This is a genomic window from Saccharopolyspora sp. NPDC045941 (assembly GCF_056431445.1).
The window spans coordinates 1-18,943 of record NZ_JBWKKU010000066.1; the positions used below are offsets into that span (position 1 = coordinate 1).

At 70.5% G+C, this 18,943-nt stretch carries 17 protein-coding genes and 1 pseudogene; 4 read left to right on the forward strand and 14 right to left on the reverse strand.

All coding sequences use genetic code 11. The features are described 5' to 3' along the window. Positions 1-243 precede the first annotated feature (243 nt). The 6 genes and pseudogenes from AC07FN_RS36635 to tnpA all read right to left on the reverse strand — a co-directional run bounded on the left by AC07FN_RS36635 (position 244) and on the right by tnpA (position 6,909). Complete coding sequence (locus AC07FN_RS36635; protein ID WP_478399769.1) at positions 244-1,803, reverse strand: hydantoinase B/oxoprolinase family protein; 1,560 nt, start codon at positions 1,801-1,803, stop codon at positions 244-246. Beyond that, positions 1,800-3,752, reverse strand: coding sequence for a hydantoinase/oxoprolinase family protein (locus AC07FN_RS36640; protein ID WP_478399770.1), 1,953 nt, complete (start codon positions 3,750-3,752; stop codon positions 1,800-1,802). The genes AC07FN_RS36635 and AC07FN_RS36640 overlap by 4 nt, the downstream gene beginning before the upstream one ends. A 277-nt stretch (positions 3,753-4,029) precedes the next feature. Next, entirely contained in the window at positions 4,030-4,701 is a 672-nt protein-coding gene (locus tag AC07FN_RS36645; protein ID WP_478399771.1) for a GntR family transcriptional regulator, read from the reverse strand. Between the two features lie 51 nt (positions 4,702-4,752). Beyond that, positions 4,753-5,739 (reverse strand): ornithine cyclodeaminase family protein, encoded by a 987-nt coding sequence (locus tag AC07FN_RS36650; RefSeq protein ID WP_478399772.1) that lies wholly within the window; start codon positions 5,737-5,739, stop codon positions 4,753-4,755. A 92-nt stretch (positions 5,740-5,831) separates the two neighbouring features. Then, entirely contained in the window at positions 5,832-6,518 is a 687-nt protein-coding gene (locus AC07FN_RS36655; protein ID WP_478399773.1) for a glycosyltransferase family 2 protein, read from the reverse strand. Between the two features lie 27 nt (positions 6,519-6,545). Further along, positions 6,546-6,909, reverse strand: a pseudogene (gene tnpA / locus AC07FN_RS36660) (IS200/IS605 family transposase). Between the two features lie 56 nt (positions 6,910-6,965). On the opposite strand from tnpA, the gene AC07FN_RS36665 reads away from it, so the two are divergent. Together AC07FN_RS36665 and AC07FN_RS36670 are read left to right on the forward strand one after the other, a co-directional pair. Continuing rightward, positions 6,966-8,177 (forward strand): RNA-guided endonuclease InsQ/TnpB family protein, encoded by a 1,212-nt coding sequence (locus tag AC07FN_RS36665; protein ID WP_478399774.1) that lies wholly within the window; start codon positions 6,966-6,968, stop codon positions 8,175-8,177. Between the two features lie 418 nt (positions 8,178-8,595). Next, a complete protein-coding gene (locus AC07FN_RS36670) occupies positions 8,596-9,228 on the forward strand; it encodes an LCP family protein (protein ID WP_478399775.1) in 633 nt (210 codons plus the stop codon). A 4-nt stretch (positions 9,229-9,232) separates the two neighbouring features. On the opposite strand, the gene AC07FN_RS36675 is transcribed toward AC07FN_RS36670, so the two are convergent. Then, a complete protein-coding gene (locus tag AC07FN_RS36675) occupies positions 9,233-10,261 on the reverse strand; it encodes an aliphatic amidase (protein ID WP_478399776.1) in 1,029 nt (342 codons plus the stop codon). A 328-nt stretch (positions 10,262-10,589) separates the two neighbouring features. After that, on the reverse strand, positions 10,590-11,666 hold the full coding sequence (locus tag AC07FN_RS36680; RefSeq protein ID WP_478399777.1) for a substrate-binding domain-containing protein: 1,077 nt from the start codon (positions 11,664-11,666) through the stop codon (positions 10,590-10,592). A gap of 92 nt (positions 11,667-11,758) precedes the next feature. On the opposite strand from AC07FN_RS36680, the gene AC07FN_RS36685 reads away from it, so the two are divergent. Further along, the gene (locus tag AC07FN_RS36685; protein ID WP_452618793.1) at positions 11,759-12,181 is read left to right on the forward strand and encodes a MarR family winged helix-turn-helix transcriptional regulator; all 423 of its coding nucleotides are present in this window, start codon (positions 11,759-11,761) and stop codon (positions 12,179-12,181) included. A gap of 4 nt (positions 12,182-12,185) precedes the next feature. Here the strand turns inward: AC07FN_RS36685 and AC07FN_RS36690 are convergent, their stop codons facing one another. The 5 genes from AC07FN_RS36690 to AC07FN_RS36710 form a co-directional block, all read right to left on the reverse strand. Further along, a complete protein-coding gene (locus tag AC07FN_RS36690; protein ID WP_478399778.1) occupies positions 12,186-12,863 on the reverse strand; it encodes a formylglycine-generating enzyme family protein in 678 nt (225 codons plus the stop codon). Then, positions 12,856-13,302 (reverse strand): helix-turn-helix domain-containing protein, encoded by a 447-nt coding sequence (locus tag AC07FN_RS36695; protein WP_452618795.1) that lies wholly within the window; start codon positions 13,300-13,302, stop codon positions 12,856-12,858. The genes AC07FN_RS36690 and AC07FN_RS36695 overlap by 8 nt, the downstream gene beginning before the upstream one ends. 173 nt (positions 13,303-13,475) lie before the next feature. Next, positions 13,476-14,747 carry an MFS transporter gene (locus AC07FN_RS36700; RefSeq protein WP_478399779.1) on the reverse strand — a complete coding sequence of 424 codons (1,272 nt, stop codon included), beginning with the start codon at positions 14,745-14,747 and terminating at the stop codon, positions 13,476-13,478. Then, positions 14,744-15,943 (reverse strand): M20 metallopeptidase family protein, encoded by a 1,200-nt coding sequence (locus AC07FN_RS36705; RefSeq protein WP_478399780.1) that lies wholly within the window; start codon positions 15,941-15,943, stop codon positions 14,744-14,746. The genes AC07FN_RS36700 and AC07FN_RS36705 overlap by 4 nt, the downstream gene beginning before the upstream one ends. A 99-nt stretch (positions 15,944-16,042) precedes the next feature. Then, positions 16,043-16,234 (reverse strand): helix-hairpin-helix domain-containing protein, encoded by a 192-nt coding sequence (locus AC07FN_RS36710; RefSeq protein ID WP_132493631.1) that lies wholly within the window; start codon positions 16,232-16,234, stop codon positions 16,043-16,045. A 132-nt stretch (positions 16,235-16,366) separates the two neighbouring features. On the opposite strand from AC07FN_RS36710, the gene AC07FN_RS36715 reads away from it, so the two are divergent. After that, on the forward strand, positions 16,367-17,863 hold the full coding sequence (locus tag AC07FN_RS36715; RefSeq protein WP_478399781.1) for a long-chain-fatty-acid--CoA ligase: 1,497 nt from the start codon (positions 16,367-16,369) through the stop codon (positions 17,861-17,863). 219 nt (positions 17,864-18,082) lie between these two features. Here the strand turns inward: AC07FN_RS36715 and AC07FN_RS36720 are convergent, their stop codons facing one another. Beyond that, entirely contained in the window at positions 18,083-18,766 is a 684-nt protein-coding gene (locus AC07FN_RS36720; RefSeq protein ID WP_478399782.1) for a GNAT family N-acetyltransferase, read from the reverse strand. Positions 18,767-18,943: the final 177 nt, after the last annotated feature.

The following is an 18,943-nucleotide window of genomic DNA, read 5'->3' on the forward strand; positions in this document are numbered from 1 at the left end:
GTCGACGCACCTCGCGGTCCAACTGGGGTTCACTCACCCGGATCTCCCTATGATCATCAGGCCCGGGTGTCAACCATCTCCGTCAGTTTTATAGGCCGCTGGAGCGACCATTACCGCTCACGACCGCGGGCGCCGGGATGCGGAAGCCTCCGGCCGCTGGGGTCGGAGGCTCCGCCGGGCCGGGAAGTTCGAAAGCTCCACGTGCCAGCGCGGGGCGCCCGACCGGCACCTCCAGGGTAGCGCTCAGTCGCCCTCGCCGGGACCGCCCCAGCCGCCTCCACCTGGTGTTTCGATGCGGATCCGGTCGCCTCGGCGCAGCGGCCAGGTGCCCTTGGCCGGGAGCCCCTCCTCGGTGCCGTCCGCCCGGACCAGGACGTTGCGGCCCACCGCGCCGGGCTCGCCGTCCCGGGCCCCCCGTGGGGCGTGTTCGCGGCGTTCGGACTGGATCGTCAGGGTGCAGTCGGCGAGCGCTTCGATCTCCCGCACCAGGCCATCGCCGCCCGGGTGCCGTCCCGCGCCGCCGGAGGACGGCCGGAGCTCGTAGCGCCAGACCCGCAGCGGGTAGTCCAGCTCCATCGCTTCCGCCGGCGTGTTCTGGGTGTTGGTCATGCCCGTGTGCACGCCCGACATGCCCGGGCGGGTGGGAGTGCCGCCTTCGCCGCCGCCCAGCGTCTCGTAGTAGCTGAACGCCGGGTCACCGCCGCCGATCAGCAGGTTGTTCATGGTGCCCTGGCTCCCCGCAGGCACGCGGTCGGGGATCGCCTGCGCGAACGCGCCGAGCAGCACGTCCACGATGCGCTGGCTGGTCTCCACGTTGCCCGCCGCAGTCGGGGCCGGGAACGTCGGGTTCACCACCGTGCCTTCCGGCGCTTCGACGCGCAGCGCCCGGTAGCAACCGGCGTTGGGCGGGGCGTCGGGGTCGGTGAGCATCCGGAGCACGAACATCGACGCCGACAGCGTCACCGCGAACACCGCGTTGCAGTTCACCGGGATCTGCCGCGCCGTGCCGTCGAAATCCACCAGCACCTCGTCGCCGGAGACCGTCACCGCCGCCTTGATCGGGATCCCGTCGCCGATCTCCAGCACGTCCTCGCTGCGGTAGCAGCCGTCGGGGATGTCGCGGATCGCCGCGCGCACCCGGCGGTCCGAGTAGTCGCACACCGCCGCCATCGCCGTGCGCAGCCGCCGCGACCCCATCCGGTCGGCCAGTTCGCGCATCCGCGCCGCGCCGACGTGGTTCGCCGCGAACTGGGCGCGCAGGTCGCCGCGGCGTTCCTCGGGGGTTCGCGAGTTCGCCGCGATCAGCCGGACCACGTCCTCGCGCTCGCCGGTCGCGTCGGCGATGCGGACCGGCGGTATGCGGACGCCCTCCATCGCGATCTCGGTCGCGGTCGCGGGCATCGAGCCCGGCGCGGCGCCGCCGACGTCCGCGTGGTGGGCGCGGTTGGCCACGTACCCCAGCAGCCGGTCGCCGTCGCCGACGGCGGCGACGATCGTCAGGTCCGGCAGGTGGGTGCCGCCGAGGTAGGGGTCGTTCACGCAGACCTGCTCGCCCGGTTCGAGCCGCCCGCAGGTCTCCAGCACGGCGCGGACGCTGGCGGGCATCGCGCCCAGGTGCACCGGGATGTGCTCGGCCTGCGCGACCATCTCGCCGTCGGGGTCGAACACCGCGGCGGAGCAGTCGGCGCGTTCCTTGATGTTGGGGGAGTAGGCGGCGCGGCGCAGCGCCACGCCCATCTCGTCGGCGATGCCGGCCAGGGCGTGGCGGAACACCTCCAGCTCGACGGCGGTCAGCTCGGTCATGTCAACCGCACCACCAGGTTCCCCGATTCGTCCACTGCGGCCACTTCGTCCTCGGCGAGCAGCGTCGTGGTGTCCGGCTGCTCGATCAGCGCCGGCCCGGCGACCTCGTCGCCCGTCTGCAGCGCGGCCCGGGACACGATCCGCGCGCGCACCGACCGGTCGCCGATGCCGATCTCGCGATCCGGTTTGCGCTCCGGTTCGCCCTGGTCCCAGTCCCGCGGCGAATCCGCGAGGATCGGCTCGCCACGGGCGATGACCCGCAGCGTGACGACCTCGACCCGCTCGTCGGGCATCGCGTACCCGTACGACTCGCGGTGCGCGTCGTGCAGCAGTTCGGTGAGATCGGCTCGCTCGGTGACGTCGATCCGCAGCTCGTGGGATTGTCCCGCATAGCGCATGTCGGCCACTTTGGACAGTGATATGCCCGTTGTGACGCCTTGCTTTTCGAGTTCCCGATGAGCTTCGGTGCCCAGTTCCTCCCACGCCTGCGACAGGTCTTCACCGGCATCCACCAGCACTGTTCGCGACGCCTCGAAGCGAGGCGGAGCCAGCAGCAGGCCGAGCGCACTGAGCACGCCGGGCGCGGGCGGCACCACGACGGCGGGGCAGCCGAGCTCCCGCGCCAGTGCGGTCGCGTGCAGCGGGCCAGCGCCGCCGTAGGCGACCAGGGCGAGCCCAGCCGGGTCGATGCCGCGCTCGGTGCTGACCCTGCGCAGCGCCCGCGCCATCGTCGCGCGCACGACGGCCAGCACTCCGGCGGCCGGTTCCGGCAGCGTTTCCAGCGCTCTGCGTGCGGCGTCGGCGTCCAGCCGGAGGCCGCCGCCGAGCTCGCGCGCGGGGTCGAGATGGCCGAGCGCGCAGTGCGCGTCCGTCACCGTGGGCTCTTCGCCGCCGAGGCGGTAGCAGGCCGGGCCGGGGTCGGCGCCGGCCGACTGCGGGCCGACCCGCAGCGCGCCGCCGGTGTCCACCCACGCGATCGACCCGCCACCGGCCCCGACGGTGTGGATGCCGACCGCCGGGGTCCGGAACGGCAGACCGGCGATCTCCGACGACGTCGACACCTCCGGGCGGCCCTCGCGGATCAAGCACACATCGGTGGACGTGCCGCCCATGTCGAACGCGATCGCGTCCTCGAACCCGGCCGAGCGCGCGACCGCTCCGGCGGCCACCACGCCCGCGGCCGGGCCGGACAGCAGCGTGTGCACCGGTGCCGTGGCGGCGAAGTCCACGCCCGCCGTGCCGCCGCTGGAGGTCATCACGGTGATCGTGGGGTCGGGCAGCCGGGCGGTCAGGTTGGACAGGTAGCGGCGCATCACCGGCTCGACGGCGGCGTTGAGCACGCAGGTCGACGCCCGCTCGAACTCGCGGAACTCCGGCAGCAGCGAGCTGGAGCGGGTGATCGGCACGCCCAGCTCGGCCAGCGCCGCGCACAGCCGCCGCTCGTGGTCGTCGCAGGCGTAGGAGAACAGCAGGCACACGGCGATCGACTCGGGTTCGAGGCGGCGGACCGCGGCCACCACCCGGTCGATCTCGGCATCGGTGAGCTCGACGACCGCCTCGCCCCGCGGGCTCATCCGCTCGGCGACGGTGACCGACCGCTCGTGCGGCACCAGCGGCTCCGGCTTGGTCGCGGACAGGTCGTAGAGGGCGGGCCGGTTCTGCCGCCCGATCTGCAGGACGTCGGTGAAGCCGTCGGTGGTGACGAAGGCGGTGCGGGCGACCTTGCGCTCCAGCACGGCGTTGGTGGCGGTGGTGCTGCCGTGTGGCAGCAGCCGGAGCGACCCGCCGGGCAGGCCTTCGGCGATGCCGCGCTCCACCCCTTCTGCCTGGTCGGCCGGGGTGGTGGGCACCTTGACGGCCCGGGGCCGGTGGCCGGAGGAGTGCACGACGACGTCGGTGAACGTGCCACCGACGTCCACCCCGGCACACGCCTCGGCCTCTCCGGACATCACAGTCACCCCGCTCAATCATCGCGCAGCACTCGCCACCCGGCAGGAACGCCGCCCGCGTTTGTCCGGAGCCGCCGCGGCGGAGTGCGCTCCGTCGGGCTGAGCGAAGGGAGCGAACGGCCTGTTCGCCTCGTCTACTGGGGCAAACGGTCCGTTCGCGCCAAATCAGCAGTGCGTGCCTGCGTTGGGTGGGTGAACCGAACGGCCTGTCCGCCTCGCCTATCGAGGCAAACGGTCCGTTCACCCCGAAGCCCCCGGGATGCCGGTGCGGAAGTGACTACTGAAAGTTTCCCAGCTGGTCGAAGGTGGGCTGGCGGCTGGCCGCCACGTGCTCCAGGGCGATCCGGGCCGCTTCTTCGGCGTTGCCCGCAGCGATCGCGTCGAACAGATCGGTGTGCTCCCGGCAGAGCATCTCCGGGTCGGTCGCGCTGGTGAGCCGGAACAGCCAGCGGACCTTGCTGTTCAGCGGCGCCATCATCGAGTGCAGCAGCTCGTTGTCGGCGAGGTCGATGATCGTCGCGTGGAACGCCGCGTTGGCGCGGGCGATGCCGTCCTTGTCCGCGGCGGCGGTGGTCGCCCGCGCCTCGTCGAGGTGCGCCCGCAGCCGCTGCAGGCCCTGCCGGTCGGCACGCTGCGCCGCGAGCCGGGCGGCCAGCGATTCCAGGCTCTCCCGGATCTCGAACAGGTTCTCGACGTCCTTCGCCGTCATCGAGGCGACCACCACGCCGCGCCGCGGCAGCGCGCGCACCAGCCCTTCCGACTCCAGCTGCAGGAACGCCTCGCGCAGCGGGATCCGCGAAACCTCCAGCTGCTGCGCGAGATCGCGCTCCACCAACCGGAAGTCCGGTGGGTAGGCCCCGGAGATGATCCGTTCCCGCAGCTCGTCGGCGATCGAGTCGCGCAACGAACGATGCGCCGACCCGACGGAAGGTCGCGCTTCCAGCGACACCTGGCACCTCCTGGCCGCGGTCCGGCTCCCGCGCGGCCCATCGTATTCCGCCTACTCGGGCAGCGAGATCTCGATCCCGATGCCCTTGTCGCGCGCCCGGTCGACGAGGATCCGGGCGGTCGCGAGGTCCTGGATCGGCACGCCCACCGAGTTGAACAGGGTGATCTGCGCGTCGTCGCGGCGGCCGGGCTTCGCGCCGGTGAGGACCTCGCCGAGCTCGTCGCGGACGTGGTCAACCGTGATGGCGCCTTCGTCGAGCGCGATCGACACGGCACCCGATTCGGCGAGCGCGGTGTCCAGCGAGTCCACCACGACGCGGGCGCGCGCGATGCCGTCGGTGTCGATCTCCCGGTGGTCCCGGCGCGGCGGCGCCCCGACGGCGTTGACGTGCAGGCCCTCGCCGAACCAGCGACCGGCGACCACGGGCGTCGCCGCCGGGGTGAGGGTGCAGAGGACGTCCGAGCCGCGGACGACCTGCTCGGGGCTGCCGGCGAGCTCGATGTCCAGGCCGCTGTCGGCCACGGCATCCCGGAAGGCCCGGGCGCTGGCCTCGGTGCGGCTCCACACCAGCACCCGGTCGATCGGCCGGACCCGCGTGATGGCCGCGAGGTGGCTGCGCGCCTGCGCGCCCGCCCCGATCAGGCCGAGCACGTGCGCGTCGGGGCGGGCCAGGCAGCGGGTCGCGACGGCGGAGGCGGCGGCGGTTCGGTACTGGGTGATCGCGCCGCCGTCGAGGAATGCCTCGCAGACCCCGTTCTCGGGGTTGACCAGGACGATCGTCGACTGCTGCCGGGGCAGCTCGCGGGCCGGGTTCGCGGGCACGTCGGCGAGCAGCTTGACGCCACCGGCCTGGCCGTCGGCGAGCGCCGCGGTCATCGGGATCAGGTGCGCGTCGGTGCCGGGCGTGCGGGCGGGGTGCCGTTCGGGCTGGTCGGCGCGGCCGAGGGCGAGGTCCTCGTGCGCCTTCTGCACCGCATCGATCACCTCGTCCATCGAGATCAGCGAGCGAACGTCGGACCGGGTCAGGATGCGCGCCATCGGGACCTCTCCGTCGAAGAAGGAGTGTTGGTCTATGGTATACCATGTTGCGAATCCGAGCTTCGATCTCCGTCCGGGCGGGCGAGCTCAGGTCACCGGCGCCGCCCGGCCGCCAGCGGGACGATCCGCCCGCGGCGCTCCAGCTTCTGCCACGGCAGCCGGGCGCCGGCGAGGGCGGTGATCACCGACTGCACCACGACCAGGTACATCAGCTGCCGGTACACGATCTGCTGCAGCGGCAGCACCAGCAGTGGGCGCAGCGACTCGCCGTCCAGCCGGAACGCGATGACGCCGGGAACCGCCTGCAGCGCCAGGAATCCCAGCCAGGTCAGCGCTACCGTGCCGGCGTCCTCGGTGAACAGGGCGAAGCACGCGGTCACGTCGACCACCGGGGAGATCACCTGCAGCAACACCTGGAAGATGAGCAGGTAGGGCAGGCCGCGCCGCCCGAGCCGCCCGGCCGGGCCGCGCTCGATGATCGCCCGCCGGTGCTTCCAGATCGCCTGCAACGTCCCGTAGCACCACCGGTAGCGCTGCTTCCACAACTGGCCGTAGGTGGCCGGCGCCTCGGTCCACGAGATCGCGTTCTCCTCGTAGACCACCCGCCACCCGTCGCGCTCCAGGGCCATGGTCAGGTCGGTGTCCTCGGCGAGCGTGTCGTCGCTGACGCCGCCGATGTCGAGGATCGCCGAACGGCGGAAGGCGCCGAGCGCGCCGGGCACCGTCGGCGTGCAGTGCAGCACGTCGTAGACGCGGCGGTCGAGGTTGAAGCCGATCATCGAGAACGTAGCGCGAGTGCCCGTCCTTCAGGGCAGGAAGGAAGCGCGTCGACTCAGTGTCGGGGATGGCCACTGGGCGAGCGGGCGGGCTTGCCGTTCGATGTGCTGATGTATTACGGAAATCGGCGCTCCCCCAACGGGTCGTATGTCGTCGAACTCTTCGCGCGGCAGTCTGAAAGAGACTCGTTTTAGGTCGTTGACCAGCTTCGAGATAGCGATCCCGGGTGGGAAGTTGGCAAGGCTGTGGACGTGGTTGGGTCGCAGTTGAACTCGGCTCACTCGGTTTCGAAGTCCGCGCATACCTTGCGCATGATCTCTCCCGCGCGGTCCAGGTAGGTGTTGGTGAACACGGATGTCGGTACTTGGTGACGAAAACCAAGTGTGCGTGCATGAGGAACACGTAACGACCTGCATGGAACCTGTGTTGATCTCCGTAAAACAGCTACAATGATCTTCATGCGAGATGGCGCAGGCGGTAGGTGTATCGGGCACGCCCGATACACCTACCGCCTGCGCCTTTCCCGCGCCGCACACCGGTCCATGCTGGGTGAGTGGGATCGATGCCGGTGGGTGTGGAGTTCCTGCGTCGCTTCCTCCCATCAAGCGCACCGAGACGGCGCCGAGTGTGGTCCGGCGCGACTGGACAAACTTCTGACCTCGTGGCGCGCGGAGCACGAGTGGCTGTGTGCCGGTGCGTCGGTACCGCAGCAGCAGATCATCCGCGACTTCGCGAAATCTCGTACGAAGGCGTTGAAAGACATCAAGGTCCGGCTGTCGGTGCGGCAGCGTGCTGGGATGCCGAGGTTCAAGAAAAAGGACATCGCGCACCCGAGCCTGAACTACACACTGCGCGGGTTCCGGATCAAGGACGGACGCCTGCACCTGGCAGGCGGAATCGTGCTGACCGTGGTGTGGTCCCGCGAACTTCCCGCGTACCCCTCCTCAGTGCGGGTATACCGGGACAGCCTGGGGCATTGGTACGCCTCATTCGTGGTGGTGGCTGAAGTCCAGTCCTTGCCGGAAACCGGCAAGGTGATCGGTATCGACTGGGGCGTTACCGAGATCGCCACTACTACATCCGACGACCACGACCTACCGCACGGCGAGCGCGGTAAACAAGCCGCTGCGAAACTGGCTCGGTATCAGCGGATGATGGCCCGCCGACGTCCGTCGAAAGGCAAACCGGCATCGACGGGATACCGCACGGCCAAGCGGCAGGCCGCGAAGGCACACAAGAAGGTCGCACGCCAACGGCAGGACGATGCCCGTAAATGGGCTCAGCGGGTGGTGTCCGACCACGATGTGATCGCGGTCGAGGACTTCCGGCCGAAGTTCCTGGCGAAGACAACGATGGCCTGCAAGGCTGCTGACGCGGCGATCTCGGCGACGAAGAACGAGCTGCTGAACATGGGGCGTAAGCACGGCCGCGCGGTGGTGCTGGTGGACCCGAAGAACACGACGAAGGACTGCGCCAAGTGCGGAGCGAGAACCAAGCACGCCATGCCGCTGTCGGAACGCACCTATACCTGCAACGCATGCGGACACATCTCCCCCAGGGATAAGAACTCCGCACACGTGATGCTCGTCCGGGCTGGGCTGTACCCGGCTGGTGTTGAGGGCAGAAGACCTGATCGTCCGCTGGACGATCAGGCAGCCTGAGCCAGAAATCCCCACAACACCGAATGCGGCGGGGTTGAGAATCCCCCTGCTTTCAGGCGAGGGAGCAGTCAAGTACTCGATGTGCTGCCGTCCGGTCCGCCGCAGCGGATGAGCACGAGATTGATCGCCAGGACGGTCCGGCGGAACACGCGGCGGCGACCGCTGCCGTCTATGAATACCGGCTCCGCCGGGTGCGCCCGGCGCACGTGCCGGTCCGACAGCACGTCGAGGGTGGTTTCTTCCTGATAATTCCGCTTCCGGAGTGGCCGGTGTGGACCACTACTGTTCTGGGACCGCCACGGAGTTATGCCCGGCGTGAACTTCCTTCGAGGCGCTATAGGGTCGCTGGCGGTCTTGTCGTGACATCGCTGCTCCGGTTCTCGGAGACGTCGGTTGCTCGAATCGCAGGTCGAGGGTCGTGCTCGTCGTCGCCGTGGCGCTCAACGCGGCATACTCCTACGGAGGTCCGACGCTGCTGTCCCGGACCGTGGAGGAGGCCACCGGGCTGCGCATCGACCACTACCTGGAGATCGGCCTGGGCGGTTTCGCCGGGGTCGTGGACGCGGTCGGCGGCGTGCGGATGTGCCTGCCGCAGCCGATCCACGACCCGAAGATCGACCTGACCCTGGCGGCCGGCTGCCAGCAGCTGACCGGCGCGCAAGCGCTCGGATTCGTCCGCACCCGAGCCTTCGCGCGCGGCGACCTGGAGCGCGCGGAGCACCAGCGGGAGTTCCTCATTTCGTTGGTGCACAAGGCGACCAGCCGGGAGGTGCTGTTCAACCCGTTGCGCTCGGTGCCCATGGCGTGGGGGCTCGCCGATGCCGTCACCGTCGCCGACGGCGACCACCTGGACGACCTCGGGCAGCTCGGTCTCCAGGCGAGCACCGCGGGCGAGGGGCTGATCACGGCGACCGTGCCGACCAACGGCGGGATGGACATGCCGGGCGTCGGCGCGGTCCTGTTCTGGGACAAGGCGAAGTCGGCGGAGCTGTTCGCCGCGCTCGGGCAGGACCGGCCGGTGCCCCGCGAGGCGCTCTCGGGCGCCCGGTGAACGATCAGGCCGGGTCGGTCGGCAGCGAGCCGACCTGGCAGTCCTTGACGCCGACGGCGTCGCGGGTGAACGTCTCGACGTTCTTCTGCGCCCGCTCCGGGTCGTTGACCCACATCCGGTAGAAGTCGAACGGGCAGTCCGCCACGCCCTTGTCGCCGTCGCCGGCGGCGTGCACCCCGGTGTAGCCGCGGTGCAGCAGCTTGAAGAGGTGGTTCTGGGACTGGTCGTGGCGGCGCGCGTCGCGGATCGCCGACACCGACAGCTGCGCGTACTGGATGCCGTACTCCTCCTCGCCTGTCTCGCCGAGGGTGCGGCCGTCGAAGCCGATGATCGCGGAGTGCCCGAAGTAGGAGTAGACGCCGTCGAAGCCGGCGGCGTTGGCGACCGCGACGTAGCAGTTGTTCGCCCACGCCATCGCCTTGGACATCAGCACCTGCTGGTCCTTGGCCGGGTACATGTAGCCCTGGCAGCGCACGATGAGCTCGGCGCCCTTCATCGCGCAGTCCCGCCAGATCTCCGGGTAGTTGCCGTCGTCGCAGATGATCAGGGAGACCTTCATGCCCTTCGGGCCGTCGACGACGTGCGTCGTGTCGCCCGGGTACCAGCCCTCGATCGGGCACCAGGGCAGGATCTTGCGGTACCGCTGCACGATCTCGCCGCGATCGTTGATCAGCACCAGCGTGTTGTACGGCGGCTTGTCCGGGTGGTCCTCGTGGCGTTCGCCGGTGATGGAGAAGACGCCCCAGGTCTCGGCGCGGCGGCAGGCTTCGGCGAAGATCTCGGTCTCCTCGCCGGGGACCGTGGACGCGGTCGCGAACATCTCGTCGGGGTCGTACATGATGCCCTGCGTCGAGTACTCCGGGAACACCACCAGGTCCATGCCCGGCAGGCCGGTCTTCATGCCGGCGACCATGTCGGCGATCTTCCGCGCGTTGGCGATCACTTCCGCCTTGGTGTGCAGGCGCGGCATCTTGTAGTTGACCACCGCGACGCCGACGGTGTCCGGGCTGGCGGCGATGTCCCCGTGTCGCATCGATTGACTCCTCGGTCGAGATGATTCCCACTGGAAAACTTCCATGTGAAAATAAACCGGCGTGGGTGGAGCGTCAAGCGATGAGCGGCCCCGCCGCGAACGTCGTTATGAGATCAAGGAAACCGAGCGACCCGAGCGCCAGTGCCGAGCAGCTGGAGTGAACGGCCTGTTGGTCTCGTCTATCGAGGTGAACGGTCCGTTCGCGCCATGCCCGGCCGTTGGATGGGTGAGGTGAACGGCCTGTTCGCATCGATAGGTGAGGTGAACGGTCCGTTCGCTCGTTGCCGTCGCGGACGCGCCACCGCGCGAACGAGATCTGGGTTCGCGGTCAGAGGCGGGTGATGACGTCGAAGTCGTAGCCGTCGGCCACCGCCAGGTGGACGTGCTGGGCCGCCTGGTGGCCGCGGAACTCGACCGTGCCGCGCGGGCCCTGGTAGGCGGTTCCGTCGATGGCCGCGTTGAACTCCGCCATGCGTGCCGAGCCCGCTCGCCGCGCCAGCTTCGCCAACGTGCGCAGGCCCTCGTAGCAGGATTCGGCGGCGTTGTTCAGCGGCGGCGCCGACGGGCCGTGCAGCCGGGTGTACGCGCCGAGCAGGTCCATCGCGTCCGCCGTGGCCAGCGACCGGAAGTATCCCGCCGAGACGAACAGGTTCCGGGTCGCGTCCAGGCCGCTGGCGAGCAGCATGCTCTCCTCCATCAGCGGGCTGAACCGCACCAGGCGTTCGTGCAGGCCCTGCGCGGCGAAGGCGCGGTTGAACCGCACGGCGTCCTGCCCGACGAGCAGCATCAGCACGCCGTCGCACGGGGAGTCGGCCAGTTGCCTGGTCACCTGCCGCATGTCTCCGGTGCCCAGGCCGACGAAGGTCTCGCCGACGATCCGCAAGTCCAGTTCGCGTGCGAAGGCGCGGACCGCGGCGGTCGAGCCGCGCGGCCAGACGTAGTCGTCGCCGACCACGAACCAGCGGCGCACCCCGGCGTTGTCGCGCAGCCACCGCAGCGCCGGAGCGATCTGGAAGCGCGGCGTCTCGCCGGAGCAGAAGATGCCGGCGCGCCGCTCGCCGCCTTCGTAGAGCGAGGTGTAGACGTAGGGCACGCGGTCGGCCACGACCGGCGCGATCGCGTGCCGCACCGAGGAGATGTGCCAGCCGGTGACCGCGTCGATCTCCCCGGCCGCGACCAGCCTGCCGACCTCCGCGGCGACCTCGCGCGGCGGGGCGCCGCCATCCACGACGTGCACGGCCACCTCGCGGCCGAGGATCCCGCCCGCGTCGTTGAGCTCCTGCACCGCGAGTTCGGTGATCGCTTCGCAGGACGGGCCGAACAGGCCGGCCGGGCCGCGCAGCGGGATCACCATGCCCACGCGCCACCTCGCGGCGCGTTCGCGCACCGCTGGGCCGAATGCCATTCGCGGCTCCGAAAATGGCGAGAGTCTCGATCGCTTCCAGGTGGAAGTCTTACGATTCTCGCGGGGTAGCGCAAGAGTGAGGATCGGGGAGCATGGCAGCAGGTGACGTCGCGGCGAGCCCGCCGCTGACCAGGACGCTGGCCCGGGCCGCGCGCGCGGTCACCGCGAGCGTCGAGCAGGTCGTCCGGCCGGAGGGACTGACCTTCGACCAGTGGCTGGTGGTGGAAACCCTGGCGGCGGAGGGAAGTCTGGCGATGGCCGAGCTCGGTGAGCGCACCATGATCACCGGGCCGACCCTGACCCGGCTGGTGGACCGGCTGGTCACGACGGCCCTGGTGTACCGGGAGGTGGACCCGGCGGACCGCCGCAAGGTCCTGGTGCACCTGAGCCGCCGGGGCGAGGGGCTGCACCGGGAGGTGGCGCCGAAGGTCGCCGAGGTCGAGCAGCACCTCCTGAGCGGTCTCAAGCGCGCCGGGGCGGTGCTGGAAGCCCTGGAGGGCATGGCGGAGCGCTGATGCGTCAGCGCGAGCGGGCAAGCCGGAACCCGAGGTCGTCGGTGCGCAAGGTCGGGTGGCTCTTGCGGCGGCACGACGCGCGGCATCCCCGTGGCGGGTCGTACCAGCCGCCGCCGCGGAACACCCGGTACGGACCGTAGACCTCGGGATCGTAGACGTCCCAGCACCATTCCCACACGTTGCCGATCATGTCGTGGAAGCCCCACGCGTTCGGCGCCCTGGTCGCGACCTCGTGCACCTCGTCGCCGGAGTTCCCGCGGTACCAGGCGATCTCGTCCAACTCTCCATAGTGGACATCCGAGGTTTCGGCCCGGCAGGCGTGCTCCCACTCGGCTTCGGTCGGGAGCCGGAAGCCGTCGGCGGACCAGTCGCAGGTCACCTCCCGCGCGTCGGGGTCGTCGCCGATCGAGTAGCAGGGCTGGAGTCCCGCCGATGCCGAGAGCAGGTTGCAGAACCGGACAGCCTCCTGCCAGCAGACTTCGGTGACCGGCGTCCGCGGCCCCGCCGGGCTCGCCGGCGCGTCGCCGGTGACGGCGCGGTACAGCTCGCGGGTCACCGGGTGCGCCGCCAGCAGGAAGTCACCGACCTCGACCGGCCAGTTCGTCTTCGTGCCCTCGTCCCGCAGGACGACTTCCCCGCCTGGGACGGCGATCATGCCCAGACCTGCTGGTGGCTCAGGCATCGTCGGACTCCTCGGCGAGCAGCCCGTTGTCGCCTTCGAGCACGGCGTGCAGCAGGTTCAGCAGCTCGGCGGTCGCGGCGGCGCCGCCGAGGATCACGATCTTCAGGCGGCTGCGCTCCTCGTCGTGAACGGTCTGGATGCGCAGCGGGTGCGGGGCGCCGTTCGCCTCGGCCTGGACGAGCGTGCCGATGCGATCGGCCGCGGCGCGGTCGACGCCGTCGATCTGCACGATGCTCGACACCTCCACCGCCCCGGCGGGCCGGCCGGATGGGGGCTGCGGGCGGCCGGTCAGCGCCTCCAGGTCGGCGCGGGCGATCCGGTACTGCTTGCCGATCCGCACCGCCTTGAGCCGCCCCGAGCGGATGTAGCCGCGCACGGTGCGCACGTGCAGCCCGAGTCGATCGGCCACCTGCTCCACTGAGTACATTTCTTCCTTCATCGTTCCCTAACATAGTCCAGATAGGGAGCAATGAGGAAGTTTTCAGAGATATGACGCGTGCCATGAACGGATAGGCGTTCGCTCGTGCCTTGACGTGGCGATGCCGCTTGGCGGCCGTGCGGGGTGGCGGTTTCGCGGCAGCACCCGGGCGCACGGCCCCGGGAACGACGGCGTCAGTCGAGGGCGATGTCCTTGGTCTCCGGCATGCGGTACGCGACCACGGCGCTGATCAGCAGCAGGATCACCGGGTAGCCGAGGAACACGTCGCCGCGGCCGCTGCTGGCCAGCCAGGTCTGCAGGTACGGCGCGCTGCCGCCGAACGCCGCCGTCGCGATGGCGTACGGGAAGCCGGCGCCCGCCGTCCGCATCCGGGTCGGGAACAGCTCCGCGTACACCGTGGGCATGATCGCCGGTCCCGGGGCGATGACCAGCAGCGCGACGATCATCGCGACCGCGAACTGCCAGATCTGGTCCTGGATCAGCCAGCTCAGCGGGTAGATGACCACGGCGCTGCCCACGAAGGACATCAGCAGCACGGGCCTGCGGCCGATGCGGTCCGAAAGCGCCCCGAACAGCGGCAGGACGAGGATGAACACCGCGTTCGCCAGGGCGCCGGCCCACAGCGCCGCGGACGGGTCCAGGTGGTGGACGCTGATCGCCTGCGCGGGCGCGGAAACCACCCAGGTGTAGAACACCACGGTGCTGCCGACGGTCAGCCCGATCACCCGCAGGCACGCGGTGCGCTGCTCCCAGAAGCTCCGCCACAGCGGCGGCCGGTTCGTCGTCCGCTGCCGGTCGAAGACCTGCGTCTCGGCCAGCCGCAGCCGCATCACGAGGGTGTAGAGCCCGACGACGCCGCCGAGCAGGAACGGCACCCGCCAGCCCCAAGCGCTCATCGCGCCCGGCGGCAGCGCGCCCGCCAACGCGGCGGCGAGCGCGGAGCTCGCCAGGATTCCGCAGGTTCCCGAGGTGTAGACGAGACTGGACCAGATCCCGCGCCGGCCGCGCGGCGCCATCTCCGCGATGTAGGTCTGCACCGCGGGCATCTCGCCGCCGTGCCCGAGCCCCTGGCACAGCCGGGCGACCACCAGCAGCAGCGCCGCGCCGATGCCGATCGTCTCGTACGTCGGCGCGATGCCGATCAGCAGGCTGCCGCCGGAGGCCAGCGCGATGGAGCCGACCATGGCGGAGCGGCGGCCGATCCGGTCGCCGAACCAGCCGAACAGCAGCCCGCCCAGCGGCCGCATCAGGAACCCGACGGCGAAGATCGCCAGGCTGGACAGCACGGCGCTGGTGCTGTCGTGGGCGGGGAAGAACTGCGCGGCGAAGAACGGGGTGAAGACGGCGTAGGCGTTCCAGTCGAACCACTCCAGCGCGTTGCCCGCGCCGGTGCTGACGATGGTCCGCCACTTCCGGGGCGTTGCGCGGTCCGCTTCGGTGATCACGGCTGGCTCCGGGCCAGGCGGCGGATCGCAAGTTCGGCGTAGAGCGCGGCGCCGTCGGCGAGCACGCTGTCGTCGAAGACGGCGAACGGGGAGTGGTTGTCCGGCGCGGTGGCGGGATCGCGGTCCGGCGGGCACGCGCCCAGGAAGATGAACGCGCCCGGAACCTGTTCCAGCACGCGGGAGAAGTCCTCGCCGCCGGTGACTGGGCGGTCCAACCAGGAGAACCGGTCACCGTGGGCGTCCGCCGCGACCTGCGCGGCGAACTCCGCCTCGGCGTCGTCGTTGATCGTGGCGCGCACGTACTCAGTGAGGTCCACGTCGACCTCGACGCCGTGGGCTGCGGCAATGCCGTTGCACACGGCGTCGATGCCCGCCCAGACCGCGTCCCGCGAAGGGACGGAGAACCAGCGCAGCGAGCCATCGAAGACCGCTTCGCCGGGGATCACGTTGCCCGCGTCCCCGGAGTGGAAGCTGCCCACCGTCAGCACCACGGTCTCGAACGGATCGACGGTGCGCGCGACCAGCGCCTGCAGCGCGCCGACCATCTCGCAGGCCGGGGCGATCGGATCCTTGGCGCGGTGCGGGGTGGAGCCGTGGCCGCCCGCTCCGCGCACCGTCACCCGGAGAAGATCGCCGCCCGCCATGAGCGGGCCGCGCCGGGTGGTGAAGGTCCCGAGGTCGTGGCGCGCGGCCTGGACGTGCATGCCGTACGCGGCGACCGGGTGCGATCCGGAGGCCTTCAGCACGCCTTCGGCGATCATCTTCCCGGCGCCGTCGCAGCCCTCCTCGCCGGGCTGGAACATCAGCACCACGTCGCCGGCCAGCTCCGCGCGCCGCTCGGTCAGCAGCCGCGCGGCGCCGACCAGCATCGCGGTGTGCAGGTCGTGCCCGCAGGCGTGCATCCGGCCGTCGATCCGGGAGGAGTAGTCCACGCCGGTCTGCTCGGTCACGGGCAGGGCGTCCATGTCGGCCCGCAGCAGCACCGTCGGGCCCGGGTGCGCGCCGCGCAGCACCGCGGTGATGGAGCTCAGCCCGCTACCGGTGGTGATCTCCAGCGGCAGGCCGTCCAGCGCGGTCAGCACTTTTTCCCGCGTGCGCGGCAGATCCAGCCCGACCTCGGGTTCGGCGTGCAGCTGCCGCCGCAACCGCACCAACTCGTCCTGCAGCTCGCGTGTGGACAACGGCAGTCCCCTCATCTCATGATCACGTCACGGTCAGGATGACCGCCCGCCGCCCGGGGAACACCAGAATGTCGGGAAACCGTTGCGGAAGCGCGGTTGCGTGCAGGAAAACGATCAGGACAGCGACAGGCCGAGCTCTTCGAGCGATTCCTGCAGCCGGGACAGCGCCTTCGGTCCCATGCCGTGGAGCTTCTTCAGCTCGGCGGCCGGAACGCCGTCGAGCTGCCGCAGTTCGGTGTAGCCGGCCGCGTTCAGCGCCCTCGTCGCGGGCGCGCCCACGCCACGGGGAAAACCGGAGTCCGCCATGCCCGGGAGCGTAGCGCCACCTGACCGGCATCTTGTGTGCCAGATCACTCTTGCGTAGGCTGCAATCATACCGACTGGTCGGTACCGACTTGTCCGGGCGACACCGCCGTTCCCCGAACCGACGGAGTGGGCATGGGATTCAACCTGGCGACGATGCTGCGCGAATCTGCGACCGAGCGGCCCGAGCGGGCACTCCTGCACTTCGGCGCGCAGGCCATCACGTACCGGGAGGTCGACGAGCTCAGCGGGCGCGTCGCGGCCGGACTGCAGGCGGCCGGGCTGCGCCGCGGCGACAAGGTCGTCGTGCACCTGCCGAACGTGCCCGAGTTCCTGTTCGCCTACCTGGGCATCCTCAAGGCCGGCCTCGTGATGGTGCCGCTGAACCCGATGCTGCGGGCGTCGGAGATCGCCTACCACCTCGCCGACAGCGAAGCGACGCTGCTGATCACCTTCGAGTCCTTCGCGGACGAAGCCGTCAAGGCCGCGGACGGGGTGCCGGTCTACGTCGTCGGCTCGGCGACTCCCAGCGGTACGAAGCCCTTCGCGGAGCTGTGCGCGGCCGAGGACACCGGCGAGATCACCGCCGTGGAAGCCGACGACACGGCGGTCGTGCTCTACACCAGCGGCACGACCGGTCAGCCGAAGGGCGCCGAGCTGACGCACTTCGAGCTGTTCATGGCCTGCACCGTCGGCGGCGAGCGGTTCGGCGTCTCCGAGGACGACGTGAGCGTCGTGGTGCTGCCGCTGTTCCATGTGTTCGGGCTGGTCACGGTGCTCGGCCCGGTGATCAGGTTCGGCGGCTCGGCGGTGCTCATCCCCAAGTTCGACGCCGGAGCCGTCCTGGACGCGATCGAGCGGCACCGCTGCACGATCTTCTCCGGCGTGCCGACGATGTACTTCGCGCTGCTCGGCGAGGACCTCTCCGGCCGGGACCTCTCCTCGCTGCGGGCCGGGATCTCCGGCGGCGCGGCGATGCCGGAGGAGGTGCTGCGGGAGTTCGAGCGGACAGTGCCGGGCATCGTGGTGCTGGAGGGCTACGGCCTGTCCGAGACCGCCGCCGTCGCGACGTTCAACTGCAGCGCGGCGGAGCGCAAGATCGGCTCGATCGGCCGGCCGCTGTGGGGCATCGAGGTGAAGATCTTCGACGAGGACGACCGCGAACTGCCGCCCGGCCCCGAGCACATCGGCGAGGTGGTGATCCGCGGCCACAACGTCATGAAGGGCTACTACAAGCGCCCGGAGGCGACCGAGGCGGCGTTCCGCAGCGGCTGGTTCCACACCGGCGATCTCGGCTACCGCGACGAGGACGGCTTCTTCTTCGTCGTGGACCGCAAGAAGGACCTGATCATCCGCGGCGGCTACAACGTCTACCCGCGCGAGGTCGAAGAGGTGCTCTACGCCCACCCGGCGATCCGCGAGGCGGCCGTGATCGGCAAGCCCGACTCGCGCATGGGGGAGGAGATCGTCGCGGTGGTCGCGTTCCAGCCCGGCAGCAGCCCGGACGCGGACGAGCTGATCGCGTTCAGCCGGGAGCGCCTGGCCGGGTACAAGTGCCCGCGCGAATTCCGGGTCCTGGACGAACTCCCCAAGGGCCCGAGCGGCAAGATCCTGAAGAAGGCCCTGCGGTAGCAGCGTTTTCGCGCGGGCGGCGGCTTCGCGCGAAACCGCCGCCAGCACCCGAACGGCGGGCCGGGGTCACATCTTCGCGGCGCCGGCCTTGATCGCCTCGCGCCTGCGCCATGGCTGCCACCGAGGCTGTCCGGGGACCTGCCTCGCCGCGATTTCGCGCGAAATCGCCCGCCCCACAGCCGTAGGGCGGGTGTCGCGCGGAAGGCGTGCGCGGCTTGGTCAGGCTTCCGGGACCCGCACGGCGGTGAAGAACAGCCGGTAGCGCAGCCGGAAGCCCATCGATTCGTAGAGCCGGATGGCGTCGGTGTTGGACGCGACCGTGTGCAGCAACGGCTTCTCGCCCCGGGCCCGGATGCCGGCGACGACGGCCCGCATGAGCCGGGTGGCCAGGCCCTGCCCGCGGAACGCCGGATCGGTGCAGACCGCGCTGATCTCCGTCCAGCCGGGCGGGTGCAGCCGCTCGCCGGCCATCGCGACGAGCTCGCCACCGCGCCGGAATCCCAGGTACGTGCCGAGCTCGACGACGCGCGGCAGGAACGGCCCGGGCTGGGTGCGCTTGACGAGGTCGAGCATGTCCGGCACGTCCGCCGCGGTGAGCCGCACCGCCTCGTCGTCCTCGACCCCGACCACGCCGTCGTCGACCAGCTGCACGCCGGGCAGCCGCTCCACGACTTCCCAGTCGGACGGGGGTGTTCGCGCCCGCCCGGAGAAGGGGACCACCGCGCCCGGCCCGGCCAGCGCCGCGACGTCCCGCCAGCCGTCGTCGCCGAACTCGTCCGGAATGGCCAGGAACGGCGCCATGTCGACGGGGTAGCGCAGCACCTGCCCGTGCTTCTCGGCGAAGCCGGCGTGCGGGCCGGTGAGTGAAGCCCACGCGGGATTGTCGAGCGGCGACGTGGTCATCGACCACTCCTTCCGGCGAAGTGTTCGGTGCCGCCACATTTTCGCGCAGCGGCGCGTGGTTCGAGCATCCCCGGTTCTGCCGTACCAACACGTGAGAACCCAGCTGCGGGACGGATGCGGATGATCGGTCCCGGTCGCTCGGGTCGAGCATTCCGGGCCGTTGCGGAGGCCTGGGGT